The sequence below is a fragment of the Neorhizobium galegae genome (assembly GCF_021391675.1).
Classification (GTDB): Bacteria; Pseudomonadota; Alphaproteobacteria; order Rhizobiales; family Rhizobiaceae; genus Neorhizobium; species Neorhizobium galegae_B.
Window position 1 is genome coordinate 3,057,847 of sequence record NZ_CP090095.1, and the last position, 24,716, is coordinate 3,082,562.

Below are 24,716 nucleotides of genomic sequence, written 5' to 3' on the forward strand. Positions count from 1 at the left end.
GGAACGAAAAGCATTCCGCCCACACCGGGTGGACGTAAAACAGGCGAGGACTAAAAAATGGTGGCAGCACCCGGCGAGAACTTGCGCATCAACGGCGATCGTCTGTGGGACATGCTCATGGACATGGCGAAGATCGGCCCCGGCATTGCCGGCGGCAACAATCGCCAGACGCTGACCGATGCGGACGGTGAAGGCCGCCACCTCTTCAAGAGGTGGTGCGAGGCCGAAGGTTTGAGCGTCGGCGTCGACAGGATGGGCACGATGTTTGCGACCCGCGCCGGCACCGATCCGGATGCGCTGCCGGTCTATGTCGGCAGCCACCTCGACACCCAGCCGACCGGCGGCAAATATGACGGCGTTCTCGGCGTGCTCGGCGCGCTGGAAGTGGTGCGCACCATGAACGACCTCGGCATCAAGACCAAGCACCCGATCGTGGTCACCAACTGGGCGAACGAGGAAGGCGCGCGGTTTGCGCCGGCCATGCTGGCATCCGGCGTTTTCGCCGGCGTGCATTCGATCGACTACGCCTACGGCCGCAAGGATCCGGACGGCAAGACCTATGGCGACGAACTGAAGCGCATCGGCTGGCTCGGCGACGAGGAGGTCGGCGCCAGAAAGATGCATGCCTATTTCGAATATCATATCGAACAGGGGCCAATCCTCGAAGCCGAGAACAAGCAGATCGGCGTCGTCACCCACTGTCAGGGCCTCTGGTGGCTGGAATTCACGCTGACCGGCCGCGAGGCGCATACCGGCTCGACGCCGATGAACCTGCGCGTCAATGCCGGCCTTGCCTTCGGCCGCATCCTCGAAATGGTGCAGGCGGTGGCGATGTCCGAACAGCCGGGCGCCGTCGGCGGGGTGGGCCAGGTGTTCTTCTCGCCGAATTCCCGCAACGTACTACCGGGCAAGGTGGTCTTCACCGTCGACATCCGCACGCCATCCCAGGAAAAGCTCGACCGCATGCGGGCGACGATCGAGAAACAGGCGGCCGAGATCTGCGAACCGCTCGGCGTCGGCTGTTCTGTCGAGGCGGTCGGCCATTTCGACCCGGTGACCTTCGATCCGGTGCTGGTCGGCCGTGTTCGCGAAGCGGCCGAAAAGCTCGGCTACAGCCATATGAACATCATCTCCGGCGCCGGCCACGACGCCTGCTGGGCCGCCAAGGTGGCGCCCTCGACGATGATCATGTGCCCCTGCGTCGGCGGGCTCAGCCACAACGAGGCCGAGGAGATTTCCAAGGAATGGGCGGCGGCGGGAGCGGACGTGCTGTTCCATGCCGTGCTGGAGACGGCGGAGATTGTGGAGTAGCATTGCAACCGCCACCTTGAGACAGGAAACGGACAATGGGACGACCGAGGGAAATATCACCCGAAGAACGGGCCGAACTGATCCGCCAGGGATATCGGCCGATCGAGATTTGGGTGCAAGACACGACGAGTGAAGCCTACCGCAGGGAGGCGGAAAGGCAGGCACGCGCCGCGGTGGAGGCAGATCGGCAGGCTGGCATCCTCGAACTGGTTGACGAGGACGCTCACCGAGACTGGGACAAAGAGTGACTTTCAAGCGCGGCAACATGGTGACGGCGGCGTTCCAAGGTGACCTAGGAAAGCCTCGACCTGCGGTCATTCTCCATGCCGACGAATATATCGATGCACATGAGACGCTGATTCTCTGTCCGCTGACGACCTATCTTGCCGATTCACCGAACTTTCGACCTACAATTGCTCCTTCTGCCGAAAATGGCCTGCAGGCCGTCTCACAGATCATGGTCGATAAGGTGACGCACCTGCGCAAGACCGCGATCTCTCAGGTGATCGGTCGGCTGGGCGATCAGGATATGTGGAGGCTCGAAGCGGCCTTGATAAACATCACAGGCTTGAGGCAGGCAATCCTGCCCCTTCCGATGAACGAACGAACAGGGGAACAACAATGACCACAGTCATCAAGGGTGGAACTATCGTCACGGCCGACCTGACCTACAAGGCGGACGTGAAGATCGACGGCGGCAAAATCATCGAGATCGGCCCGAACCTTGTGGGCGATACCACGCTGGATGCGGCGGGCTGTTACGTCATGCCGGGCGGCATCGATCCGCATGTGCATCTGGAAATGCCGTTCATGGGCACCTATTCCGCCGACGATTTCGAGAGCGGCACGCGGGCAGCCCTTGCCGGCGGCACGACCATGGTCGTCGATTTCTGCCTGCCCGAGCCCGGTCAGTCGCTGCTCGATGCGCTGAAGCGCTGGGACAACAAGGCGACCCGCGCCAATTGCGACTATTCCTTCCACATGTCGGTCACCTGGTGGGGCGAACAGGTCTTCAACGAGATGAAGGCGGTCGTTGCTCATCACGGCATCAACACCTTCAAGCATTTCATGGCCTATAAGGGCGCGCTGATGGTGAACGATGACGAGATGTTCGCCTCCTTCTCCCGCTGCGCTGAGCTCGGCGCCCTGCCGCTGGTGCATGCGGAAAACGGCGACGTCGTCGCCGCCATGCAGACCAAGCTGATGGACGAGGGCAATAACGGCCCCGAGGCGCATGCCTATTCTAGGCCACCCTCCGTCGAGGGCGAGGCGACCAACCGCGCCATCATCATCGCCGACATGGCAGGCGTCCCCCTCTATGTCGTCCACACCTCCTGCGAACAGGCCCATGAAGCGATCCGCCGCGCCCGTCAGAACGGCATGCGCGTTTATGGCGAGCCGCTGATCCAGCACTTGACGCTCGACGAGAGCGAATATTTCAACAAGGACTGGGATCATTCGGCCCGCCGCGTGATGTCGCCCCCCTTCCGCAGCAAGCAGCATCAGGACAGCCTCTGGGCAGGCCTTGCCTCCGGCTCGCTGCAGGTGGTGGCGACCGACCACTGCGCCTTCACGACCGACCAGAAGCGCACCGGCCTCGGCGATTTCCGCAAGATCCCGAACGGCACCGGCGGCCTTGAAGACCGCCTGCCGATGCTCTGGACCTATGGCGTTGCAACCGGCCGCATCACCATGAACGAGTTCGTGGCAGTGACCTCGACCAATATCGCCAAGATCCTCAACGTCTATCCGAGGAAGGGCGCCATCCTGGTCGGTGCCGACGCGGATATCGTCGTCTGGGACCCGAAGCGTTCGAAGACCATCACCGCCAAGAGCCAGCAGTCGGCGATCGACTACAACGTCTTCGAGGGCAAGGAAGTCAGCGGCCTGCCGCGCTACACATTGACCCGCGGCGTGGTGGCGATCGAGGATGGGGCGATCAAGACGCAGGAAGGCCACGGCCAGTTCGTCAAGCGCGAGCCTTATCCTGCGGTCAACAAGGCGCTGTCGACCTGGAAGGAACTGACCTCGCCGCGCAAGGTGGAGCGGTCAGGCATTCCGGTCAGCGGGGTTTGAACGGGAAACAATGTTCTTTCCGCGGAATACCCCCCTCTGCCCTGCCGGGCATCTCCCCCACAAGGGGGGAGATCGGATAGCGGCGAGGCCTCGCTCTCAACAAAAGCCGGAGCCTGCCGGAACCAATTCGAATTCGTTCGATAATTGGCGAAACTGGCGCGGCATATCGATCTCCCCCCTTGTGGGGGAGATGCCCGGGAGGGCAGAGGGGGGTGGCACGGCGAAGACATCGATCCGGCCGTTACCCCTTCACCAGCCCGTCCAGCTCCGGCAGCAGCACGACGCTTTCCTGTTCGTTCGGGTCGGTGCGGGCGATTACCGCCGAACAGGGCGCGTCGGAAATGTTGGCCGGCAGGTGCGGCACGCCGGCGGGGATGTACATCATCTCGCCGGCCGAGAGTTCGGCACATTCCTCAAGCCGGTCGCCATACCAGGTGACGGCGGAGCCGGAGAGCACGTAGATGGCCGTCTCGTGGGTTTCGTGCAGATGGGCCTTAGCCCGCGCGCCCGGCGGGATGGTGAGGAGATGCATGCAAATGCCCCTGGAGCCGACGGTTTCCGCCGCGATCCCCTCGAAATAGCTCAGGCCCTGCTTGCCGTCGTAGGCAGCGCCGGGCTTGACGACACGGCAGGTGGGTTTTGATGCACTGTCCATTGCAAAATTCCTCTGTCGAACGGGATCTGCCCTCAGCATATCATCGCGCGCCGAGGACGGGAGCCGGGGCAACCGAAAAGAGAGGGCTCTTGCACGCGGCAATGATCGCTATCCTGCGCAACGGCGATATCTATACTGTACGCTTGGCAGACGGACTTGAATGGGGGCCTTTCGAGAAATGTCATTGAATACGATCCGCTTTCGCATTGCATCGGCAGTCATTGCCGCAATGTCGATTGCCGCTCCCGCCAAGGGCGCGACCTTCCTCGACGGCGCCTACGGCAGCAAGGAAGGCTGCACTTACGCCAAGACCGGCGAATCGTCGGGTGCCGACGATTTCCTGCTGCTCAACGACGACGGCGTGACGACTTCCGTTTCCGCATGCGAATTCAAGGGCATGCCGAAGAAGACGGCGAACGGTTTCACCATCAAGGCAGCGTGCGAGGCCGAAGGGGAAGTCGGACCGGAAGACACCGCTACGATCACCAAATCCGCCAAAGGCTATACCGTCAGCTTCCCGGACGGCACCAAACTCGGACCCATGCCCAAATGCCGATGAACAATGCTCCATCCTCCGTCGTCTCGGCCAAAAAACTCGGCCTCACCTTCGAGACCAGTGACGGCCCGGTTCACGCGCTGTCGAATGTCGATCTCACGGTGAACAAGGGCGATTTCGTCTCCTTCATCGGCCCGTCCGGCTGCGGCAAGACCACGTTCCTGCGTGTCATCGCCGATCTCGAAAAGGCGACGGCCGGCGAGATCACCGTCAACGGCATGACGCCGGAAGAGGCACGCAAGTCGCGCTCCTACGGTTACGTCTTCCAGGCGCCGGCGCTCTATCCCTGGCGGACGATCGAGAAGAACATCGCCCTGCCGCTCGAAATCATGGGCTATTCGGCAGCCGACCGCAAAGCCCGCATCGAGCGCACCCTCGACCTCGTCAACCTCTCCGGCTTCGGCAAGAAATACCCCTGGCAGCTCTCCGGCGGCATGCAGCAGCGCGCCTCGATCGCCCGCGCACTCGCCTTCGACGCCGACCTGCTGTTGATGGACGAACCCTTCGGCGCGCTGGACGAGATCGTCCGCGATCACCTGAACGAACAACTCCTGAAACTATGGGCGCGGACGCAGAAGACCATCTGTTTCGTCACCCACTCCATTCCGGAGGCGGTCTACCTCTCGACCCGCATCGTCGTCATGTCGCCGCGGCCCGGCCGGGTGACGGATGTCATCGAATCGACCTTGCCCAAGGAACGCCCGCTCGAAATCCGCGAGACGCCGGAGTTCCTGGAGATTGCCCATCGGGTGCGCGAGGGACTGAGGGCGGGGCATAGTTATGAGGAATAACTTTCTGCGTTCGGGGCATACCCCCCTCTGTCCTGCCGGACATCTCCCCCACAAGGGGGGAGATTGGCAAGGCGCACCCGCTTCCCGGAACATTGAGCGCATTCAACGCCATAGCGGCAATCTCGAGTCCATATTGAGGGCGAGGCATCGTTACTATCCGATCTCCCCCCTTGTGGGGGAGATGTCCGGCAGGACAGAGGGGGGTGGCCACGCCCCGAAACCTTGGAGGACCGCGGCATGAAACCCGACTCCCTCAAGAACCGCATCATCCCCGTCCTCACCATCCTCATCGCCATCGTCGCCATCTGGTACGTCGCCGCCTATTTCATGAACGCGCCGTTCCAGCGCGATCTCGACCGTCGGGCTGATGTCACCTCCACCACCATGGAATTCATCGGCAAGACCATGGTGCAGCCGAAGCCGATTTTGCCGGCGCCGCATCAGGTGGTCAGCAACGTCTTCGAGAACACCTTTCTGCGTAGCGTCACGTCCAACCGCAGCCTCGTCTACCATGCCTGGGTGACGCTCTCCTCGACCGTCCTCGGCTTCACCATGGGCACGCTGACCGGCATCCTGATCGCGGTCGGCATCGTGCATCTGAAGGCGCTCGACCGCAGCCTGATGCCGTGGATCATCGCCTCGCAGACCGTGCCGATCCTGGCGGTGGCGCCGATGGTGATCGTCGTGCTCGGCGCGGTCAACATCACCGGCCTCCTCCCGAAGGCACTGATCTCCACCTATCTCTCCTTCTTCCCCGTCGCGGTCGGCATGGTGAAGGGGCTGCGCTCGCCTGAGATCATCCAGCTCGACCTGATGCGCACCTATTATGCGAGCGGCGCCCAGACATTCTGGAAACTCCGGGTACCGGCCTCGATACCGTTCCTGTTCACTTCGATGAAGGTGGCGATTGCCGCGAGCCTGGTCGGCGCGATCGTCGGCGAGCTGCCGACCGGGGCCGTCGCCGGCATCGGCTCGAAACTGCTGGCCGCGGCCTATTACAGCCAGACGATCGATATCTGGGCGGCACTGATCGCCGGCTCGGTGCTTGCGGCACTTCTGGTCACCATCGTCGGCATCATCGCGAAAATCGTCGATCGCTCCATGGGCGGGAGGCCGGCATGACCCTGGTTCTTCGCTCCTGGCAGGGCGCCGTTGCCCTGATCCTTTGCCTCCTCGCCCTCGCCTCCCTGCCGCTGATGGCAGCGGATGCCCCCGCGCCCTTCGGCGCGGGCACCGTCACCGTGATCGTCCTGCTCGTCGCCGGTGCGGCGCTGGTGTCGTTCACGAAGCTCTCCCAGCCCCTCCTCGCCACGATCCCGTTCGTCGCGGCCCATCTTGCCGTCTGGCTGCTGCTCGCCGGCATGACCGGCAACGAGGGCAAGGCGACACTTGCCTTCTTCCTGCTGGTCGCGGCCTGCTGGCTGCTCGCCTGGCGCTGCGTCTCGGTACTCTCCGGCATCCGCCCAAAATCCCAGGCGGGCGATACGTTCCTCCGCCTCCTGATTCCCGCCATCTTCGGCGCCTGGATCCTGATCCTCTGGGAAGCGGCGACGCGCGGTGCCGGCATTCCCTTCATCATCCTGCCGCCGCCGTCCTCGATCGGCGCAAGGCTCGCCTCTTCGGTGCCGATCCTCTGGGCCGACGTGCAGCAGACGATCTTCAAGGCGGTGCTCTTCGGTTACGTGGTCGGCTGCGCTTCCGGATTTGTCGTCGCGATCCTTGCCGACCGCGTCGCGTTCCTGCGCCGCGGGCTGCTGCCGATCGGCAACATGGTCTCGGCACTGCCGATCATCGGCGTCGCACCGATCATGGTCATGTGGTTCGGTTTCGACTGGCAGTCGAAGGCTGCGGTCGTCATCATCATGACCTTCTTCCCGATGCTGGTGAACACGGTGGCGGGGCTCGCAGCCTCGGGCGCCATGGAACGCGACCTGATGCGCTCCTACGCCTCCGATTACTGGCAGACCCTGATGAAACTGCGCCTGCCGGCCGCCATGCCCTTCGTCTTCAATGCGCTGAAGATCAACTCGACACTGGCGCTGATCGGCGCGATCGTCGCGGAATTCTTCGGCACGCCGATCGTCGGCATGGGGTTCCGGATCTCGACCGAGATCGGCCGCATGAATGTCGACATGGTCTGGGCCGAAATCGCTGTTGCAGCGCTCATCGGATCGGTTTTTTATGGTGTCGTGGCGCTTGGCGAAAGAGCGACGACGTTCTGGCATCCGTCTAACCGCGGTGGTTAAACGCGAAAAATCCGGCCCGTTTCGGCGGAGCCGGCAAACCTCAGAGGGAAGGATAAAAAACATGAGAAAAATTCTCGTTGCGCTGATGGCAGGCGCCATGTCGCTTGCAGCAGCCCAGGCGGCGATGGCCGCCGACAAGGTGACCCTGCAGCTGAAATGGGTGGCTCAAGGCCAGTTCGGCGGCTACTACGTCGCCAAGGACAAGGGCTTCTACAAGGAAGAAGGCCTCGACGTCACGATCAAGCCGGGCGGCCCGGACATCGCGCCCGAACAGGTGATCGCCGGCGGCGGCGCCGACGTGATCGTCGACTGGATGGGCGGCGCGTTGGTTGCCCGCGAAAAGGGCGTGCCGCTCACCAACATCGCCCAGCCCTACCAGAAATCCGGCCTGCAGATGATCTGCCCCAAGGACGGCCCGGTGAAGACCGAAGCCGACTTCAAGGGCCGCACGCTCGGCGTCTGGTTCTTCGGCAACGAATATCCGTTCTTCGCCTGGATGAACAAGCTCGGCCTCAAGACCGACGGCGGCAAGGACGGCGTGACCGTCCTGAAGCAGAGCTTCGACGTGCAGCCGCTCATCCAGAAGCAGGCGGACTGCATCTCGGTCATGACCTATAACGAATACTGGCAGGCGATCGATGCCGGCTTCAAGCCGGACCAGCTCACCGTCTTCAACTTCTCCGCCATGGGCAACGACCTGCTCGAGGACGGCCTCTACGTGATGGACACCAAGCTCAAGGACCCGAAGTTCAAGGAGACCATGGTGAAGTTCGTCCGCGCTTCGATGAAGGGCTGGAAATACGCCATCGCCAACCCGGGCGAAGCGGCCGAAATCGTCATGGACAATGGCGGCCAGGACGAGAACCACCAGAAGCGCATGATGGGCGAAGTGGCCAAGCTGGTCGGCACCGCGACCGGCAAGCTCGACACCGCGACCTACGATCGCACGGTCAAGGCGCTGCTCGACCAGAAGATCATCACCAAGAAGCCGGAAGGCGCCTATACGAGCGAGATCACCGACGCGGCATTGAAATAATAATCGCCTGTGGTTCACTGAAAGAGAACGCGCGGCTCCCGGCCGCGCGTTTTTGAAAATATTCTGAAACAAAACATAACGAAAACTCATTCATCCCATAAGAGCGACGGATTGATTTGTGCAACGCAAACACGTAAAACTGCGGCGTTGATGAATCTTTCGCTGCCGGTCTTGTAACCGTTTTGTGCGGTTACCACCTTGATCCGGGTTACCGTGCGCTGAGGGGGCGCAACGTGATCGGGACGGTTCCCAGCGGAATATTTGCCCCTTACCTTCAATTTGAAAGTAATCGCATGTTTCGCAAGTTCACCAAGTCTGCCGGTATGCCTGCTCGCCAGCTTGCCCTCGTCGCAAGCGTTGCGCTTGCCGCAGGCTCCGCATTGATCCCCAATTCTGCCGTTGCGCAGGACGCGGCCAAGCCGGCCCCGGCGCAGACGGAAATCAAGCTGCCCTCGATCATTGTGACGGAAGCGGTCGAAAAGCCGCTCGTCGATCGCGTCATCGCGACCGGCACCGTCAGGCCCGTCGAGGAAGTCTATGTCCAGCCGCTGGTCGAGGCCCTGTCGATCAAGACGCTGAATGCCGATGTCGGCGACGAGGTAAAGGCCGAGAGCGTGCTCGCCACGTTGAACGAAGACGCTCTGATCCTTGAGAAAAGCCAGCTCCAGGCCAACAAGGCGAAAGCCGAGGCCGGTCTTGCGCAGTACAAGGCGCAGGTGATCGAGGCCCAGGCGAATGTATCCGACACGACCCGTCAACGTGACCGCCTCCAGAAGCTCAGCCAGAGCGGCACTGGCACGGTGTCGCAGCTCGAACAGGCATCCGCCGCCCTCGAGGTCGCCCAGGCGCGGCTGAACGCCGCCAAGCAGGCCGTGAACGTCGGAGAATCGGACATCAAGGTCGTGGATAGCCAGATCGAGGACATCGACCTGAAGCTCGCCCGCACCGGCGTGAAGGCACCGGTCGGCGGTGTCATTTCCGTCCGCAATGCCAAGGTCGGCGCGATCGCCAGCGGCACCGGTAATCCGCTCTTCACGATCATCAAGGATGGCGCGATCGAGTTGGTCGCCGATCTTTCCGAGACCGACATCCAGAAGATCAAGGCCGGCCAGAAGGCGATCGTCACGGTCGCCGGCGGCAAGGTGAAGATCGAGGGCAAGGTTCGGCTCGTCTCCCCGACGGTCGATCCGGTCACCCGCCTCGGCGCAGTGCATATCGTCATCGACGACGAGAGCGGTGCACGCGCGGGCATGTATGGCAGCGCCGAGATCGTCATCGCCGAGACCAATGCCCTGGCGCTGCCGCTCTCCGCCGTCACCACCGGGCGGAACGGTTCCACCGCCCGCAAGGTCGAGGACAATGTGGTCAAGCAGGTGAAGATTGAAACCGGCATCCAGGATGGCGGTTTCGTGCAGGTCGTCAGCGGTCTTACGGCCGGTGACATTGTCGTTGCGAAGGCTGGCGCCTTCGTTCGGGACGGCGACAAGATCGCCCCGGTCCCGGACGAACCCGCCGCTGTAGCGAACTGAGGTTGAGCCGCATGAACTTCTCTGCCTGGTCGATCCGCAATCCGATAGCGCCGATGCTCGGTTTTGCCCTGCTGCTTATTGTCGGCATTCAGTCTTTTTACGCGCTGCCGATCACCCGTTTCCCGAATATCGACGTTCCTGTCGTGTCGATCACCGTCACCCAGAGCGGGGCTGCCCCCGCCGAACTGGAAATGCAGGTGACGAAGGAGATCGAGGACGCTGTCGCCTCGATCAGCGGCATCGACGAAATCCAGTCGACGGTGACGGATGGTCAGTCGCAGACAGTCGTCGTTTTCCGCATCGAAAAGCCGACCGCCGAGGCCGTGCAGGACACCAAGGACGCGATCGACAAGATTCGCAGCGACCTGCCGGCCGGCATCGAGGAACCCGTCGTCACCAAGGTCGACGTCGAAGGTCAGGCGATCCAGACATTCGCCGTCTCCTCGCCGAACATGACGCTCGAAGAACTCTCCTGGTTCGTCGACGACACGGTCAAGCGCGCCCTGCAGGGCCAGCCCGGCGTCGGCCGTATCGACCGTTACGGCGGCTCCGACCGTGAAGTCCGGGTATCGCTGAACCCCGCCAAGCTGGATGCCTATGGCATTACCGCTGCCGATGTCAGCACCCAGATGCGCGGCACCAACGTCGATCTCGGCTCGGGCCGCGGCCAGGTGGCCGGCAACGAACAGACGATCCGCACGCTCGGCGATGCCCGCAGCGTCGCTCAGCTTGCCGACACGACCATCACGCTGCCCAACGGCCAGTTCGTCAAGCTGACCGAACTCGGCACCATCACCGACACCTACGAGGAGCCGAAATCCTTCTCGCGCTTCAACGGCACGCCGTCGGTCACCTTCGCCGTGTTCCGCGCCAAGGGCGCAAGCGAAGTCTCGGTCGCCGAAACCGTCGCCACCAGCCTCGACGAAGTGCGCAAGGCCAATCCGAACGTCGCGATCGAAATGGTCGACGACTCCGTCTACTTCACCTACGGCAATTACGAAGCTGCCCTGCATACGCTGGTGGAAGGCTCGGTCCTCGCCGTCATCGTGGTGTTCCTGTTCCTGAGGAACTGGCGCGCGACGCTGATCGCAGCGGTTGCCCTGCCGTTGTCGGCGATCCCGACTTTCTGGATCATGGACCTCATGGGGTTCTCGCTGAACCTCGTAAGCTTCCTGGCGCTGACGCTCGCGACCGGTATTCTCGTCGACGACGCGATCGTCGAGATCGAGAATATCGCGCGGCATATCAAGATGGGTAAATCGCCCTACAAGGCCGCGCTCGAAGCCGCCGACGAAATCGGCCTCGCCGTCATCGCCACCAGCTTCACGATCATCGCCGTGTTCGTGCCGGTCTCGTTCATGCCGGGCGTTCCGGGCCAGTACTTCATCCAGTTCGGCCTGACGGTCGCTTTCTCGGTGTTCTTCTCGCTCGCGGTGGCGCGACTGATCACGCCGCTGATGGCCGCCTATCTGATGAGCCCCGAAGACGGGATGGAAGACCATCACGACAACGACGGCTGGATCATGAAGGCCTATACGCGCCTCGTCACCGGCACGACCCGCCGCTGGTATTGGCGGTATACGACGATGCTCGCCGCGATCGGCTTTCTGATCGGCTCAGTAATGCTGCTCTCCCAGGTCCCCGGCAGCTTCCTGCCGCCGGACGACAACTCGCGCGTCGTGCTGTCGGTCGAGCTGCCCCCGAATGCGACCCTCGACGAGACGGCTACGAGCACCGACGTCATCTACGATGCCGTACGCCATATCGACGGTGTCGAGAGCGTCTTCATTCTCGGCGGCGCTTCGCCGAAGGGCGACCTCGAACTGCGACGCGCAACCGTGCGCGTCATCCTGCAGAACATCGACCATTCGCTGGTAAAGACCCTGGTCAACAAGGGCCTGGGATCGATCCCGATCATCCGCGACTTTGTGCCGAGGATAAAGGAAAATGGCCGTACGCGTCCGCAATGGGATGTCGAAAAGGACATTTTTGCCGCCATCCACTCCATTCCGGACGTGCGGATTTCCAAGGTCAACGACCGCGCAGAGCGCGATCTTTCGTTCAACTTCCTCTCCACCAACGAAGCGGACCTGACCGAAGCTGTCAGCGTGCTGGAATCGAAGCTGCGGGCCTCGCCGGTCCTTTTCAACGTCTCCTCGGAAGGCGCCCTGCCCCGTCCGGAACTGCAGATACGGCCGCGTATGGCGGAGGCCTCGCGCCTCGGCATCACCCCGCAGCAGATCGCCCAGACCGTCCGCGTCGCGACGATCGGCGATGTCGATGCCAACCTTGCCAAGATCTCGCTCGACGACCGGCAGATCCCGATCCGCGTCCAGGCCTCGCTCGACGTCCGCCGCGATCTGGCCTCCATTCGCGCCTTGAAGATCAAGACCGCGGCCGGTGCCAGCGTGCCGCTCTACAGCGTCGCCGACATCGACTATTCGGAAGGCCCGAGCTCGATCAAGCGCAACGACCGCAACCGCGTCGTGGCGATCGGCTCCGACGTGCCCTTCGGCACGGCGCTCGATACCGCCTCGGCCGAGTTCAAACGCATCGTCGACGAGACCGAGTTCCCGAAGACGGTTCGTTTGGCCGAAAGCGGCGACGCCAAGGTGCAGGGAGAAATGCAGCAGAGCTTCGGCAATGCGATGCTGATGGGCCTGATGCTGGTGCTCGTGGTGCTGATCCTGCTCTTCAAGGACGTCATCCAGCCCTTCACCATCCTGTTCTCGCTGCCGCTTGCGATCGGCGGCGTGGCGGTGGCACTGATCCTCACCCAGAACGCGCTGTCGATGCCGGTCCTGATCGGTATCCTGATGCTGATGGGCATCGTTACGAAGAACGCCATCCTTCTGGTGGACTTCGCGATCGAGATGAAGCGTCAAGGCCTCGAACGGGTTCATGCCATGGTGGAAGCCGGCCGCAAGCGCGCCCGTCCGATCATCATGACGTCGATCGCCATGTCTGCGGGCATGCTGCCCTCGGCGCTCGGCGTCGGCGAAGGCGGCTCCTTCCGTGCGCCGATGGCGATCGCGGTGATAGGCGGCATCATCGTCTCGACGGTGCTCTCGCTTCTCGTCGTACCGTCCTTCTTCCTGATCATGGACGACCTGTCGCGCCTGCTCGGCAAGATCTTCGGCCGCATGGTCGGCAAGAAGGAACAGGAAGACTTCGGTCTTTCCAATGAGGAGCTCAGCCAGGAGGCGCGCAAGAACGCGCAGACGATCGCCTCCCTGGAAGAACGCCTCAACCAGATGGAACGGCAGACGAGCGCCAACGACGATCGGTCTCCCGGCGCTCAAGCCAGCAGCAAGGTGCTGCGCCTGCCGCCGCTGGCCGCCGAATAACCGCCATCTCCAAACCGTATTTTCGACAGCGCCAGGCCCTTGGGCCCGGCGTTTTTCGTTGGAACAGGCCAACTCGCGGAGATTGCAGAAAAAAATTACAGATTTGATCGATGTCAAATTCAGATTTCATGAACCTGTTATTTTAGCGATATCGGGAATGCGCGGCGGTTCAGGTTATGGAAGAGACGGCGGACATGATGAACAGCAATTTCAAGCTCAACAACAGGGACCGGGCCGTCCTGATGAAGACGCCTTTCCTGACCAGCCTGACCGGCAATTCTCTCGTCCGGATGATGTCGACCATGAGTGTCGTCAGTCTGACGAACCGCAAGTCGATCTTTCGCGAGGGCGAGGATGCCGACGCTTTTTACTGCGTTCTCAGCGGCTACGTACGACTTTACCAGCTCAATCGCGACGGCCGCGAGGCGGATATCCGCATCTGCAGCCCGGGGGACACGTTCGCCGAATGTCTTCTCTATGGCGGCACCAAGTACCGCCATCATGCCCAGACGGCCGAAGCTACGACGCTTGCCCGCTTCGACATGCAGGCGGTGCGGGATCTGGCCGAACAGGAGCGGGATATCGCCAAGGCGGTGATCACCTCGCTGTCGAAACACCTCATAACCACGATGGACTGCGTAGCCAACGACAGGTTGCACACCGCGCCGCAGCGGGTGGCAAACTATATCCTGACCCGGTGCCCGGTAGACGGCGGCCCGGCGTCCATTCGCCTGCCTTTCCAGAAGAACCTGCTCGCAGGCATGCTGGGCCTCGCTCCCGAGGCGCTCTCCCGCGCATTCTCCACTCTCCGGCGCACAGGAGTGACGGTACGCGGGCGCGTGATCCAGGTCGGCGACGTGCAGGCCCTGCGCGAGATCTGAAGTCAAACGAAGCGAGACCGGACGGCGGGTCCGGGCTTTCTTTGGATGCATGTTGCGACACTGGCGGCGGGACCGCGACATGCAGATAAGGCCGGTGGCTTCGAGGGGCCACCGGCCTCGATTTTTAAAGCATGTCGCGCAAAAGTGTGCAGCGGTTTTGCGACAACGACATGCGTAAAACAAAGAGTTAAAGCGTGTCGAGCGGATCCGAAGGATCGCGCACGCTTTAAAGCCCGCCCTGCTCCTTCAGGAACCGGACCACATGGTCCACGCCGACGCCGCGCTTCAAATCGGTAAACAGATGCGGCTTGGCCTCGCGCATGCGATACGCGTCACGGTCCATCACGTCGAGATCGACGTCGACGTAAGGCGCGAGATCCTTCTTGTTGATGATCAGCAGATCGGACCGGGTGATGCCTGGGCCGCCCTTGCGCGGGATTTCCTCACCCTGGCAGGTGGAAATCACATAGATGGTGATGTCGGCAAGATCGGGCGAAAAGGTCGCCGCGAGATTGTCGCCGCCCGATTCGATGAAAACCACGTCGAGATCCGGGATGCGTTCGTTGAGGCCCGCAATCGCCTGCAGATTGATCGTCGCGTCCTCGCGGATGGCGGTGTGGGGACAGCCGCCGGTCTCGACGCCGACGATGCGATCCGAAGACAGTGCCTGGCAGCGCACCAGTGCTTCGGCATCCTCCTTGGTATAGATATCGTTGGTGACGACCGCGACGGAATAATCCTCTCGCATCGCCTTGCAGAGCTTCTCGGTCAACGCCGTCTTGCCCGAGCCGACAGGGCCGCCGATGCCGACGCGCAGAGGTCCATTCGTCGATTTCATGTGTCGTCCTTTCATTCTTTCATATCCCAGCTTAGGCCCGCTTTCAGGAGCGGAAAAGCCGCGAATGCTGTGTTTCATGCCGGAGAGAGGCGATTTCCGCCTGCACTGCCGCACCGCCGAGATCGTCGAGTGTCGTCCGGCTGGCCTGCTCTGCAATCTGGCTGACCAAGTTCTCGATGTCCGCAAGCACGGCCACCCCTTCCACCTGCCCGGAAACCCCAAGCCTGATACCGGCAGACACCGATTGCGAAACGGCGGCATGCAGATAGGCGGCAAGCGCCTGGGCCGCCGGCACGCCATGCCCTGCCGCAATCGCACCGACTGCGACGGGGAAGGGCACGGCTGGCGGCAGGCGGTCGAGAACCGGATGAGGCCATGCGGATGCCGCCGCGGCGAATGCCTTGCCGAGCGACAATGTCTCCGCGTGGCGCTCTGCGGAGCCGGCAAGCGCCAGCCCCAGTTCAGCTATCTCCTTCAACGCAGCCCCGTCCTCGAACCGCCGCCAGGCTTCGCCGAACAGCACGGTGTCGTTCCACAAGGCGCCGTGCCGCAGCAGGCTCGTCAGCCAGGCGATCAGGCTTGCCGCATCCTTGACGAGGCCATCGTGCACCGCCCGTTCGAGCCCGCCCGAATAGGCGAAACCACCGATCGGAAAGGCCGGCGAGAGCCAGGCCATCAGCCTCAGAAGCACCTTGGTATCGAGGTTGGTCACGAAGGCTCAATGTCCATGATGGTCGTGGCCGTGGGAACCATGCGAATGGTAGGCACCGCGGGCCGGTTGGAAACCTTCCTCAACCTCGGCAACCGCGGCACCAAGCCCTTCCAGCATGGCGCGGATCACGTGGTCGCGCAGGATGAGGATACGGCCTTCCTCGATCTGCGCCGGAAGGTGCCGGTTGCCGAGATGCCAGGCGAGTTCGATCAGGTGCAGCGTATCGTGGCCCTTGATCTCGAAGAGTTTTTCCGGAGCCGCATGTACCTCGATCGTATCGCCGTTCTCAAGCACCAGCCGATCGCCGTGATGGAAGAGCACCGCCTCCTTGAGGTCGAGCATCACCATCTCGCCATTCGAGAGATGCAGCAGCTTGCGGCGCAGATGCCGCAGATCATGCGGCAGCGTGACGATATCGACGGGCGGATCGGTGACCACGCCGGCCGGATGATAGGAATGGACGTGCTGCATGGAAAACTCCGGGATCAATTGAAAAGCTTGAGGGATAGCGTAAGCGTCTGCGGCAGCGGATTCCAGAGGCCGGTGCGCAATCCGGCGGCGCGAAGTGCCGCGGCAGCCCACGTGTTGCAGCCGGCAAACGCGTTGAAATAGCCGTTCGCCTCGAAGAACCGGTCATTATCGCCATAGCCCGCCCCCGGCACCACGGCCACCTCGCCTGCCTGACGGATGAAACTCGTCTGGATGAACGCCAAAAGCCGCTGGAATTCCGCCGCCTCCAGGTCGAGCGGCATCACCGCCGGATGACTTTCATCGATCCCGCCGGCAACGTCCACATGCATGACCGAACTGTCGATCGTCAGTGCCCGCAACACCGGAAGCGGCTTCAAGTCCGCCCAGGTCGGCGTTTCAAGATAGAAGGCCCGCCCACCCCAACCGAGCACCAGCCATTCCGCACCGGGACTGGCAACGGGGATTCCGGACCGCCCCAAAAAAGCAAAGGCAGCGCGGGTATCACCGGCCAGCGGAATGGCAATGTCCGTGTGGATCGGGTTGGACAGAACCAGGATGCGTCTTTGCACCGCCGGTTCCGCCGCCCGGCTCGGCGCAAACAGCGGCCGTGGGATGAAGGTCCCGACGGCCCCCGCGACAACCACGAACAGAACCGCAGCGAGGAGCCAGCGCAAAAACGTCTTCATTAATGGGCTCCGAGACGCCAGCGCCTCAGAACAGGAAATAACGCTGCGCCATCGGCAGCACGGTTGCAGGCTCGCAGGTCAGCAGCTCGCCGTCGGCGCGCACCTCGTAGGTCTCCGGGTTGACCTCCACATGCGGCGTCAGCGAATTGTGGATCATCGAGGCCTTGGAAATGCCGCAGCGGGTGTTTTTGACCGCCACCAGCCTCTTGGCGACGCCGAGGCGTTGCGTCAGGCCGGCATCGAGCGAGGCCTGGCTGACGAAGGTGACCGAAGAATTGGTCCTGAGCTTGCCGTAGGCGGCAAACATCGGGCGATAATGCATCGGCTGCGGGGTCGGGATCGAGGCATTCGGATCGCCCATCGGGGCGGCGGCGATCGAACCGCCGAGCAGCACCATTTCCGGCTTCACGCCGAAGAAGGCCGGGTTCCAGAGCACGAGATCCGCCCGCTTGCCGACTTCCACCGAGCCGATCTCGTGGGAAACGCCATGGGCGATCGCCGGGTTGATCGTGTATTTGGCAATGTAGCGCTTGACGCGGAAATTGTCGTTATTGCCCGTTTCCTCCTTCAGGCTGCCGCGCTGGCGCTTCATCTTGTCGGCGGTCTGCCAGGTGCGGATCGCCACTTCCCCGACGCGGCCCATGGCCTGGCTGTCGGAAGAGATGATCGAGAAGGCGCCGAGATCGTGGAGGATGTCTTCGGCAGCAATCGTCTCCTTGCGGATGCGGCTTTCGGCAAAGGCGATGTCTTCCGGGATCGATGGCGACAGGTGATGGCAGACCATCAACATGTCGAGATGTTCGGCAAGCGTATTGATCGTGTAGGGCCGGGTGGGGTTGGTGGAAGACGGAATGACGTTTGGATTGCCGCAGATCTTGATGATGTCGGGCGCATGGCCGCCGCCGGCCCCTTCCGTGTGGAACGCGTGGATGGTGCGGCCCCTGATCGCAGCAACCGTATCCTCCACGAAACCGCTTTCGTTCAGCGTATCGGTGTGGATCATCACCTGCACGTCGAAGGCGTCGGCGACCGTCAGGCAGTTGTCGATCGCGGCCGGCGTCGTGCCCCAGTCCTCGTGAAGCTTCAGCGACGAGGCACCAGCGAGGATCATTTCCTCAAGTGGAGCCGGCAGCGAGGCATTGCCCTTGCCGGCCAGCGCCAGGTTCATCGGAAAGGCGTCGAAGCTTTCGATCATCCGCTCGATATGCCAGGCGCCGGTGCAGGTGGTGGCAAGCGTGCCGTGTGCCGGGCCGGAGCCGCCGCCGAGCATGGTCGTAACGCCGCTCATCAGCGCCTCCTCGATCTGCTGCGGGCAGATGAAGTGGATATGCGCGTCCATGGCGCCGGCCGTCAGGATCTTGCCCTCGCCGGCGATCGCCTCGGTGGACGGGCCGACGATGATCGTCACGCCCGGCTGCGTATCCGGATTGCCGGCCTTGCCGATCGCGTGGATGCGGCCGTTCCTCAAACCGACGTCAGCCTTGTAGATGCCCGAATGGTCGACGATCAACGCATTGGTGATGACCGTATCGACCGCACCTTCCGCCCGCGTCGCCTGGCTCTGGCCCATGCCGTCGCGAATGACCTTGCCGCCGCCGAACTTCACCTCTTCGCCATAGATGGTGAAATCCTTCTCCACCTCGATGAAGAGTTCGGTATCGGCAAGCCGCACCCTGTCGCCCGTGGTCGGACCGAACATGCTGGCATAGGAGGCGCGGGACATCTTGTGGGGCATGGTTCAGACCTTCTCGGAAAGTGGAACGAAAGGCGGCCTCTTGGCCGCACCGCGATCAATGGTAACGGTTGGCGAAGCACCGGCGGCTTCATTGAGCTCGGCAATCAGATAATCGGCAAAGCCGGCGCCGCCTTGCCTGAAAGCTGCAACTGCGCGCTCGACCGCCTCGGCCTCGCCAAGGACGACACTGTCCGATGCGAGAAGGCTTTCGATGAGATCGGCAAGCCTGGAGCGATCGTATCCGGGCTTGCGCCGCAGCGTCCAGACAAGTTCAACGAGCGTGATGGGATTTACGTAACCAGGTCTTTGCGGGGATAGCTGCGTATCGAGGAACCGCGTGACGATCGGCGACCAGTGTGGATCATCGTCGAGGGCGTAGCGCACCAGCAGATTGGTATCGATGCCGATCAAGGATCATCCTCCTGCCGGTCGAGAGCCGTGCGGCGCCTCACGGTCTCGGCGATAGCCTCATCGATATCGATAGGACCGTCAGCCTTTCCGAAAATCCCCTTGATGTGCGAAAGCCCACTCTTCTTCGCCACGACCGAAACCTTGCCATTGTCATCGACGATGAATTGCACCAACCCGCCGGGAGGCAAGCCAAGCGCCCTCCTGACCTCGACAGGAATTGTGGCTTGCCCCTTCATGGATGTCTTTGCCTCAAATCTGCCCATCGTCATTGTTCCCTGACTTTCTTACCTCTCCCTACTTATCAAAAATTCCTTACCTGAGCAATTTCTCCATACCTGAACATCAGTTCCCCATCGCCTCGGTCAGTTCTTTCAATTCCGCGGTGCGCTTGCGGGTCAGATCGGCTTGGCATCCCGAAATCAGCATCGGCACCATCGAGCCGCCATGCGCCTGGAAACCGGTGGAGATGCACTGCGCATCGCGATAGGCGACCCAGGCGCGCTGGGCTTTCACGAGCGCATCCTCGGCCCCCTTGAGCTCCGACATGGCATCGGCATCCCACGCCTTCATGGCCTTGCGGGTTGTCTGGTACTGGGCGTTCAGCGCCTTGTCGGCTGCATCATAATCCCGCTGCGAGCAGATGTTCATCTCGATCTGCGTCTGCGGGTTCTTGCAATTGGCCTTCGGCTCCTGGGCAAATGCCGACAGGGCGCAGAACCCCAGGAAGGCGGCAGCAGCCGCGAAAACGGATTTCACAGCGCACCCATGATCTTCTGCTGGAAACCGTAGACTTCGCGCTTGCCCGAAAGCGGGATCAGGGTCACTTCCCGGGTCTGGCCGGGCTCGAAACGCACCGCGGTTCCGGCCGGGATATCGAGCCGCATGCCGCGCGCCTTGTCGCGATCGAAGGCAAGGCCGTTATTGGTCTCGAAGAAATGGTAATGGCTGCCCACCTGCACCGGCCGGTCGCCGGTATTGGAGACCTCGATGGTCACGGTCGGAGCACCGGAATTGAGCTCGATTTCGCCTTCTGCGGCAATCACTTCACCGGGAATCATGAATCTCTCCTTCAAGCCGCCTTGGGCGCACAGCCCTCGGCCTTCAGAACACGTTTGGTGGATGCCGGATTGCTTAGCAGTGCGGCCGCCGGACGCACCGGCCGGCGCACCAGTTCGCCGGCGCAATTCGGGCAGATGCCCTTCAGCACCGCGGTGGCGCAATCGGCGCAGAACGTGCACTCGAAAGTGCAGACCATCGCCTCGCGGCTGTCCGGGGCAAGGTCCTTGTCGCAGCATTCGCAGTTGGGGCGCAGTTCCAGCATGGGCTGCCTCCTCAGCGGATCGGTTCGTGCACGGTGACGAGCTTGGTGCCGTCCGGAAAAGTCGCCTCCACCTGCACGTCGTGGATCATCTCGGCAATGCCCTCCATCACCTGGTCGCGGGTGACGACATGGGCGCCCGCTTCCATCAGGTCGGCAACCGAGCGGCCGTCGCGCGCGCCTTCCACCACATAGTCGGTGATGAGGGCGATCGCTTCCGGATAGTTGAGCTTGACCCCGCGTTCCAGCCGGCGGCGGGCGACGATCGCCGCCATGGAAATCAGCAGTTTGTCTTTTTCTCTGGGTGTCAGGTTCATGGGAATCCCGCAGTAAGATCAGATGTTCCAGACTTTCGGCACTGGCGCGCCGTTACGCAATACGGAAATTGCCGGTGTCAGGATTTTTCTCAGCTCAAAGCCGGTCGGCGCCACCAGCCGGGCGATCAGCTTGCCGTTCCAATGGCTGGCTCCGCCGGGTGTGTCGTCGAGAATCTGGCGGAGTTTCGGGAAGAGCATTTCGGCGAGCGGGCCGGTGTAGAACAGCGTCGCGAAGGCGACCTGGCCGGAAAGCACGGCGGCGGCCTGGGAAAGTTGCTCGATCTCGCCCTCGAATTTCATCTCTTCCGCATGGATCAACTGGCCGGAGCGCCGCACTCGCCAACGGTCGCGGAAAAAACCGTGCGCGACCGCCTCGCCCATCGCCTTGCGGCCGAGCAGGACCGCTTCGACGGCCAGAAATTCGGAGGTTTCGGAGAGATCGACGTCGAGGCGGCGGGTCAGCGAGGCCTGGTCGAAGAGAATGGTTTCCTGGGGAAGCCAGTGGACCGAGGCGTCTTCGCCGACGGTGACATGGGTGGAGACGGAGGCGGTGCCGGCGGCGGCCTTGTAGATCTTCTCGTTCGCCTGGGTGGTGACCGTCAGTCTTGTGGAAGCCGCGGCGGCGACGGACCATTCGATCACGTCGCCGCCCGTCAGTCCCCCTGACGTATTGATGAGGATCGCCTCCATTTCAGGCGAAAAAGTTTCCGGAAGGCGAATTTTTGCGCAGCCTTCCTGGTAGAATTCGGCGAGCCGTGTCCGCCCGCCGAAAGCCTTGGTTACAAGGCGTCCTGCACCCCTTGCCCGCTGCGGCGCATATCGATCGGCTGGTTGCTGCTGCACGTCGTCCCCTGAAGATCTGCTTCGGTTCCGCAGCCTGATGCAACGCCCGTGCCAGACTTGGCCGCAGAACCGATCTTGGCGGGTGCTGCGGTGGCGATGACGTCAGTGCTGTCGGCCTTGCCGAAGAAGTCCCACATCCGCGAGGCCGGATCAACATTGGCGTCGAAAGCAGGCTTGGCCACCGTGACTGCAGCCACCTTGGTGACGCTCGCGGCCCCGTCCTTGGCGGCGGCGATCACCGCTTCCGTGGCGGCACCCGGTTTCGGCCAGTCATGCGTGCCGTTGGCGAAGACGTAGGATGCGACGCGTGCACCGTTCTTGCAGGTACCGTAGAGACTGAAGGTCACGCCCTCGACGGTCTTTACGTCGCCATTGCCCTTGCAGCCGTCGAGTTCGGTCCAGCGCTGGATGGCGGTCTTGAAGCCGTATTGCCAATAGGTATTGCCGCCGCCCGCATAAGGGTTGGCCGCGTCCTTGACGCCGGCAAACGCCATGATCGAGATGGGCCTGGCCGGATTGCAGCCTTGCGTATCCGGACCCCATTTGCCGTCGGTCTCGACCGGTCGTCCGGCGCGCAGCGAATGCACGAAGCCGGCGGCTGCGAAATCGTCATGACCGGAGCAGAGATAGGCCGACAGCATGCGGCCGCCGCCGGAATAACCCGAGGCATAGATGCGGGCCGCATCGACGCAGAATTTCTGCTTGGCGGTGGCGATTGCCTGCCGGATATAGGCGATCTCGTCGAGGCCGCCCTGTTGCACGGTGACGAAGGGCACGTTCCAGGCATAAGTTCCTGCCGAGCTTCCGGGCAGGCTGCCCTGCAGCGCCAGAACGATGAAGCCGTTTTTCTCCGCCACCTTGTCCCACGAGCTTCTGTTCAGCTGCCCTTCAGGATTGCTGTGGCTACCATGGAGATCGAAAACCAGCGGAACCTTGTCCTTGCCGGTATAGGACGACGGAATGAAATAGATGGCCGAACGGGCAACGCCGTCGGTTTCGATGGTGATCGGGTGGCGACCCGCTTGCATTGGCTGGCCGCAGCCTGCGGCAAGGGCGCTGCCGGTCATTGACCCCAGAAAGGTCGTGGCGCCCAAAAAAACAGCTCCTACAGCAACCATGCGCGTAAGAGCGGAACGAGAGAAGAAACCAGCAACGCGTGCAAAGACCATCAGCGCCTCATCATGGGGTGCGGGGGTTGTTAACAATATTGCGGAATGCCCTGAAAACGTGGGGGGTTGTTAACATATATTAGATGGCATTGAAACGCACGAAGTGCTGCAACGCGATACAAACATTCACCAGTAAAAATACTAGTCTCAGACGGTCAGATGCCGCCTTGCTTCTGCCGTATCCAGAGTCTCGGCCGCCCCTTCGTGCACAATCTCGCCACGATCCATGATGTAGACCTGGTCGGCCAACTCCCGGCAGAAGTCCAGATACTGTTCCACCAGCAGAATGGCCATGCCGGTTGAATCCCGCAGGTAGCGGATCGCCCGGCCGATATCCTTGATGATTGACGGCTGGATGCCCTCGGTCGGCTCGTCGAGCACGAGGATCTTGGGCCTCGTGACCATGGCGCGGCCGATCGCCAATTGCTGCTGCTGGCCGCCGGACAGGTCGCCGCCGCGCCGGCCGAGCATCGATTTCAGCACCGGAAACAGCGAGAAGATCTCGTCGGGAATGAACTTGTCCTTGCGGGCGAGCGGCGCGTAACCGCTTTCAAGGTTTTCCTGGACGGTGAGCAGCGGGAAGATTTCGCGGCCCTGCGGCACGTAGCCAATGCCGTGCTTGGCGCGGTTATAGGGAGCGAGACCGTTCAGCACCTCCCCCTGAAAGCTGATCGTGCCGGCGCTGACCGGATGCTGGCCGGTGACGGCGCGGAGAAGAGAACTCTTCCCCACGCCGTTCCGCCCCAGCACGCAAGTGATCTTGCCCATATCCGCATGAATCGAGACACCCCGCAGCGCCTGCGCCGCGCCGTAGTAAAGATTGACGTTGTTGACTGTCAGCATGGCAGTTCTCCCAAATCTTCCAGCGCGCGCGGCTCACCCCCCTCTGTCACTTCGTGACATCTCCCCCACAAGGGGGAGATTGGTGGCAACCGGCAGCGCCACAGCCGATCTCCCCCCTTGTGGGGGAGATGCCCGGCAGGGCAGAGGGGGGTGCCAGTGGCGCAACGTTCTTCATGGTCCCCTCACCGCCCCAGGTAATTTTCGATCACCTTCGGATCGTTCGAGACGAAATCGATCGAGCCTTCGGCGAGCACCGAGCCTTCCGCAAGGCAGGTCACCTTGACGCCGAGCTCGCGGATGAAGCCCATGTCGTGTTCGACGACCACGACCGAGCGGCTCTTGGCGATTTCCTTGAGCAGCACCGCCGTCTCCGCCGTTTCCGCATCGGTCATGCCGGCGACGGGTTCGTCGACCAGAAGGAGCTTCGGCTCCTGGGCGAGCAGCATGCCGATCTCCAGCCACTGTTTCTGGCCGTGGCTGAGGTTGGCGGCGTATTCGTCCTTACGGTGGGTCATGCGGATCGTTTCGAGGATTTCCTCGATACGCGACTTGTCCTCCGGCGACAGCGTGTAGAACAGCGTCGCGAACACGCCGCGCGACCGGTTGAGCGCCAGTTCCAGATTGTCCCAGACGGTGTGGCTTTCGAATACGGTCGGCTTCTGGAATTTCCGACCGATGCCGAGCTGGGCGATATCCGCCTCGTCCTTCTTTGTAAGGTCGATCGTGTCTTCGAAGAGTACGGTTCCGCTGTCGGGCCGGGTTTTGCCCGTGATGATGTCCATCATCGTTGTCTTGCCGGCACCGTTCGGGCCGATGACTGCCCTAAGCTCGCCGGGTTCGATCACGAAGGACAGCGAGTTGATCGCCTTGAAGCCGTCGAAGGCAACACAGACGTTGTCGAGATAGAGAAGGCTTTTCTTCCGTGTTTCAGCAATCGTATTCATC

Annotated in this window: 28 protein-coding genes; 12 read left to right on the forward strand and 16 right to left on the reverse strand. The window is 62.2% G+C overall.

The genetic code is table 11. The features are described 5' to 3' along the window. Positions 1-57: 57 nt before the first annotated feature. From LZK81_RS15220 to hydA, 4 genes are read left to right on the forward strand one after another with little or no spacing between them, the layout of a single operon-like run. Positions 58-1,311, forward strand: coding sequence for a Zn-dependent hydrolase (locus tag LZK81_RS15220; protein ID WP_233953805.1), 1,254 nt, complete (start codon positions 58-60; stop codon positions 1,309-1,311). Positions 1,312-1,346: 35 nt separating this feature from the next. Continuing rightward, entirely contained in the window at positions 1,347-1,559 is a 213-nt protein-coding gene (locus LZK81_RS15225) for an antitoxin MazE-like protein (protein ID WP_046603689.1), read from the forward strand. Further along, positions 1,556-1,936 carry a type II toxin-antitoxin system PemK/MazF family toxin gene (locus tag LZK81_RS15230; protein ID WP_233953806.1) on the forward strand — a complete coding sequence of 127 codons (381 nt, stop codon included), beginning with the start codon at positions 1,556-1,558 and terminating at the stop codon, positions 1,934-1,936. The genes LZK81_RS15225 and LZK81_RS15230 overlap by 4 nt, the downstream gene beginning before the upstream one ends. Beyond that, positions 1,933-3,387, forward strand: a complete 1,455-nt coding sequence (gene hydA, locus LZK81_RS15235; RefSeq protein WP_233953807.1) for a dihydropyrimidinase — start codon at positions 1,933-1,935, stop codon at positions 3,385-3,387. Before LZK81_RS15230 ends, hydA begins: the two co-directional genes overlap by 4 nt. A 241-nt stretch (positions 3,388-3,628) precedes the next feature. Here the strand turns inward: hydA and LZK81_RS15240 are convergent, their stop codons facing one another. Then, on the reverse strand, positions 3,629-4,042 hold the full coding sequence (locus LZK81_RS15240) for a cupin domain-containing protein (protein WP_233953808.1): 414 nt from the start codon (positions 4,040-4,042) through the stop codon (positions 3,629-3,631). A gap of 184 nt (positions 4,043-4,226) precedes the next feature. Here LZK81_RS15240 and LZK81_RS15245 point away from each other — a divergent pair, with 184 nt between their 5' ends. The 8 genes from LZK81_RS15245 to LZK81_RS15280 all read left to right on the forward strand — a co-directional run bounded on the left by LZK81_RS15245 (position 4,227) and on the right by LZK81_RS15280 (position 14,428). Further along, positions 4,227-4,601 (forward strand): hypothetical protein, encoded by a 375-nt coding sequence (locus LZK81_RS15245; RefSeq protein WP_233953809.1) that lies wholly within the window; start codon positions 4,227-4,229, stop codon positions 4,599-4,601. Next, entirely contained in the window at positions 4,598-5,389 is a 792-nt protein-coding gene (locus LZK81_RS15250; RefSeq protein ID WP_046625339.1) for an ABC transporter ATP-binding protein, read from the forward strand. Before LZK81_RS15245 ends, LZK81_RS15250 begins: the two co-directional genes overlap by 4 nt. A 237-nt stretch (positions 5,390-5,626) precedes the next feature. After that, positions 5,627-6,511 (forward strand): ABC transporter permease, encoded by an 885-nt coding sequence (locus LZK81_RS15255; protein WP_233953810.1) that lies wholly within the window; start codon positions 5,627-5,629, stop codon positions 6,509-6,511. After that, the gene (locus LZK81_RS15260; protein WP_233953811.1) at positions 6,508-7,635 is read left to right on the forward strand and encodes an ABC transporter permease; all 1,128 of its coding nucleotides are present in this window, start codon (positions 6,508-6,510) and stop codon (positions 7,633-7,635) included. The genes LZK81_RS15255 and LZK81_RS15260 overlap by 4 nt, the downstream gene beginning before the upstream one ends. A gap of 61 nt (positions 7,636-7,696) precedes the next feature. Then, positions 7,697-8,671, forward strand: coding sequence for an ABC transporter substrate-binding protein (locus LZK81_RS15265; RefSeq protein ID WP_233953812.1), 975 nt, complete (start codon positions 7,697-7,699; stop codon positions 8,669-8,671). 323 nt (positions 8,672-8,994) lie between these two features. Further along, positions 8,995-10,200 (forward strand): efflux RND transporter periplasmic adaptor subunit, encoded by a 1,206-nt coding sequence (locus tag LZK81_RS15270; RefSeq protein WP_046625338.1) that lies wholly within the window; start codon positions 8,995-8,997, stop codon positions 10,198-10,200. Between the two features lie 11 nt (positions 10,201-10,211). Next, positions 10,212-13,547, forward strand: coding sequence for an efflux RND transporter permease subunit (locus LZK81_RS15275; RefSeq protein WP_233953813.1), 3,336 nt, complete (start codon positions 10,212-10,214; stop codon positions 13,545-13,547). 197 nt (positions 13,548-13,744) lie between these two features. Continuing rightward, positions 13,745-14,428, forward strand: coding sequence for a Crp/Fnr family transcriptional regulator (locus LZK81_RS15280; RefSeq protein ID WP_046604096.1), 684 nt, complete (start codon positions 13,745-13,747; stop codon positions 14,426-14,428). 226 nt (positions 14,429-14,654) lie between these two features. Here the strand turns inward: LZK81_RS15280 and ureG are convergent, their stop codons facing one another. The 15 genes from ureG to urtD all read right to left on the reverse strand — a co-directional run bounded on the left by ureG (position 14,655) and on the right by urtD (position 24,715). Then, complete coding sequence (gene ureG, locus LZK81_RS15285) at positions 14,655-15,266, reverse strand: urease accessory protein UreG (RefSeq protein WP_046603682.1); 612 nt, start codon at positions 15,264-15,266, stop codon at positions 14,655-14,657. Between the two features lie 43 nt (positions 15,267-15,309). After that, positions 15,310-15,942 carry an urease accessory protein UreF gene (locus LZK81_RS15290; RefSeq protein WP_233956581.1) on the reverse strand — a complete coding sequence of 211 codons (633 nt, stop codon included), beginning with the start codon at positions 15,940-15,942 and terminating at the stop codon, positions 15,310-15,312. Between the two features lie 42 nt (positions 15,943-15,984). Next, positions 15,985-16,449 (reverse strand): urease accessory protein UreE, encoded by a 465-nt coding sequence (gene ureE / locus LZK81_RS15295; RefSeq protein ID WP_233953814.1) that lies wholly within the window; start codon positions 16,447-16,449, stop codon positions 15,985-15,987. A 14-nt stretch (positions 16,450-16,463) separates the two neighbouring features. Next, positions 16,464-17,135, reverse strand: a complete 672-nt coding sequence (locus LZK81_RS15300) for a TIGR02117 family protein (RefSeq protein WP_233953815.1) — start codon at positions 17,133-17,135, stop codon at positions 16,464-16,466. A 25-nt stretch (positions 17,136-17,160) separates the two neighbouring features. Beyond that, positions 17,161-18,870, reverse strand: a complete 1,710-nt coding sequence (gene ureC / locus LZK81_RS15305) for an urease subunit alpha (protein WP_233953816.1) — start codon at positions 18,868-18,870, stop codon at positions 17,161-17,163. A gap of 3 nt (positions 18,871-18,873) precedes the next feature. Next, on the reverse strand, positions 18,874-19,281 hold the full coding sequence (locus tag LZK81_RS15310) for a PIN domain-containing protein (RefSeq protein WP_233953817.1): 408 nt from the start codon (positions 19,279-19,281) through the stop codon (positions 18,874-18,876). After that, positions 19,278-19,517, reverse strand: a complete 240-nt coding sequence (locus tag LZK81_RS15315) for an AbrB/MazE/SpoVT family DNA-binding domain-containing protein (protein WP_233953818.1) — start codon at positions 19,515-19,517, stop codon at positions 19,278-19,280. The genes LZK81_RS15310 and LZK81_RS15315 overlap by 4 nt, the downstream gene beginning before the upstream one ends. A gap of 106 nt (positions 19,518-19,623) precedes the next feature. Next, positions 19,624-20,037 (reverse strand): lysozyme inhibitor LprI family protein, encoded by a 414-nt coding sequence (locus LZK81_RS15320; RefSeq protein WP_233953819.1) that lies wholly within the window; start codon positions 20,035-20,037, stop codon positions 19,624-19,626. Then, the gene (locus LZK81_RS15325) at positions 20,034-20,339 is read right to left on the reverse strand and encodes an urease subunit beta (RefSeq protein WP_046603676.1); all 306 of its coding nucleotides are present in this window, start codon (positions 20,337-20,339) and stop codon (positions 20,034-20,036) included. Before LZK81_RS15325 ends, LZK81_RS15320 begins: the two co-directional genes overlap by 4 nt. An 11-nt stretch (positions 20,340-20,350) precedes the next feature. Continuing rightward, entirely contained in the window at positions 20,351-20,602 is a 252-nt protein-coding gene (locus tag LZK81_RS15330) for a DUF1272 domain-containing protein (RefSeq protein WP_233953820.1), read from the reverse strand. Positions 20,603-20,613: 11 nt separating this feature from the next. After that, a complete protein-coding gene (locus LZK81_RS15335; RefSeq protein ID WP_007773806.1) occupies positions 20,614-20,916 on the reverse strand; it encodes an urease subunit gamma in 303 nt (100 codons plus the stop codon). Positions 20,917-20,934: 18 nt separating this feature from the next. Beyond that, complete coding sequence (locus LZK81_RS15340) at positions 20,935-21,759, reverse strand: urease accessory protein UreD (RefSeq protein ID WP_233953821.1); 825 nt, start codon at positions 21,757-21,759, stop codon at positions 20,935-20,937. Then, on the reverse strand, positions 21,696-22,853 hold the full coding sequence (locus tag LZK81_RS15345; protein WP_233953822.1) for an alpha/beta hydrolase family esterase: 1,158 nt from the start codon (positions 22,851-22,853) through the stop codon (positions 21,696-21,698). The genes LZK81_RS15340 and LZK81_RS15345 overlap by 64 nt, the downstream gene beginning before the upstream one ends. A 222-nt stretch (positions 22,854-23,075) precedes the next feature. Next, positions 23,076-23,771, reverse strand: coding sequence for an urea ABC transporter ATP-binding subunit UrtE (gene urtE / locus LZK81_RS15350; RefSeq protein WP_233953823.1), 696 nt, complete (start codon positions 23,769-23,771; stop codon positions 23,076-23,078). 182 nt (positions 23,772-23,953) lie between these two features. After that, on the reverse strand, positions 23,954-24,715 hold the full coding sequence (urtD, locus tag LZK81_RS15355) for an urea ABC transporter ATP-binding protein UrtD (RefSeq protein WP_233953824.1): 762 nt from the start codon (positions 24,713-24,715) through the stop codon (positions 23,954-23,956). Between the last annotated feature and the right edge of the window lies 1 nt (position 24,716).

Excerpts from the sequence above, each read along its gene's own strand:
- LZK81_RS15250 (WP_046625339.1), top strand. The coding sequence starts at position 4,598 with ATGAACAATGCTCCATCCTCCGTCGTCTCGGCCAAAAAACTCGGCCTC.
- hydA (WP_233953807.1), top strand. The coding sequence starts at position 1,933 with ATGACCACAGTCATCAAGGGTGGAACTATCGTCACGGCCGACCTGACC.
- LZK81_RS15315 (WP_233953818.1), bottom strand. The coding sequence starts at position 19,517 with ATGAAGGGGCAAGCCACAATTCCTGTCGAGGTCAGGAGGGCGCTTGGC.
- LZK81_RS15290 (WP_233956581.1), bottom strand. The coding sequence starts at position 15,942 with ATGGCCTGGCTCTCGCCGGCCTTTCCGATCGGTGGTTTCGCCTATTCG.
- LZK81_RS15325 (WP_046603676.1), bottom strand. The coding sequence starts at position 20,339 with ATGATTCCCGGTGAAGTGATTGCCGCAGAAGGCGAAATCGAGCTCAAT.
- LZK81_RS15225 (WP_046603689.1), top strand. The coding sequence starts at position 1,347 with ATGGGACGACCGAGGGAAATATCACCCGAAGAACGGGCCGAACTGATC.
- urtE (WP_233953823.1), bottom strand. The coding sequence starts at position 23,771 with ATGCTGACAGTCAACAACGTCAATCTTTACTACGGCGCGGCGCAGGCG.
- LZK81_RS15260 (WP_233953811.1), top strand. The coding sequence starts at position 6,508 with ATGACCCTGGTTCTTCGCTCCTGGCAGGGCGCCGTTGCCCTGATCCTT.
- LZK81_RS15220 (WP_233953805.1), top strand. The coding sequence starts at position 58 with ATGGTGGCAGCACCCGGCGAGAACTTGCGCATCAACGGCGATCGTCTG.
- LZK81_RS15330 (WP_233953820.1), bottom strand. The coding sequence starts at position 20,602 with ATGCTGGAACTGCGCCCCAACTGCGAATGCTGCGACAAGGACCTTGCC.
- ureG (WP_046603682.1), bottom strand. The coding sequence starts at position 15,266 with ATGAAATCGACGAATGGACCTCTGCGCGTCGGCATCGGCGGCCCTGTC.
- LZK81_RS15335 (WP_007773806.1), bottom strand. The coding sequence starts at position 20,916 with ATGAACCTGACACCCAGAGAAAAAGACAAACTGCTGATTTCCATGGCG.
- LZK81_RS15265 (WP_233953812.1), top strand. The coding sequence starts at position 7,697 with ATGAGAAAAATTCTCGTTGCGCTGATGGCAGGCGCCATGTCGCTTGCA.
- urtD (WP_233953824.1), bottom strand. The coding sequence starts at position 24,715 with ATGAATACGATTGCTGAAACACGGAAGAAAAGCCTTCTCTATCTCGAC.
- LZK81_RS15270 (WP_046625338.1), top strand. The coding sequence starts at position 8,995 with ATGCCTGCTCGCCAGCTTGCCCTCGTCGCAAGCGTTGCGCTTGCCGCA.
- LZK81_RS15280 (WP_046604096.1), top strand. The coding sequence starts at position 13,745 with ATGAACAGCAATTTCAAGCTCAACAACAGGGACCGGGCCGTCCTGATG.
- LZK81_RS15275 (WP_233953813.1), top strand. The coding sequence starts at position 10,212 with ATGAACTTCTCTGCCTGGTCGATCCGCAATCCGATAGCGCCGATGCTC.
- ureC (WP_233953816.1), bottom strand. The coding sequence starts at position 18,870 with ATGCCCCACAAGATGTCCCGCGCCTCCTATGCCAGCATGTTCGGTCCG.
- LZK81_RS15300 (WP_233953815.1), bottom strand. The coding sequence starts at position 17,135 with ATGAAGACGTTTTTGCGCTGGCTCCTCGCTGCGGTTCTGTTCGTGGTT.
- ureE (WP_233953814.1), bottom strand. The coding sequence starts at position 16,449 with ATGCAGCACGTCCATTCCTATCATCCGGCCGGCGTGGTCACCGATCCG.
- LZK81_RS15255 (WP_233953810.1), top strand. The coding sequence starts at position 5,627 with ATGAAACCCGACTCCCTCAAGAACCGCATCATCCCCGTCCTCACCATC.
- LZK81_RS15240 (WP_233953808.1), bottom strand. The coding sequence starts at position 4,042 with ATGGACAGTGCATCAAAACCCACCTGCCGTGTCGTCAAGCCCGGCGCT.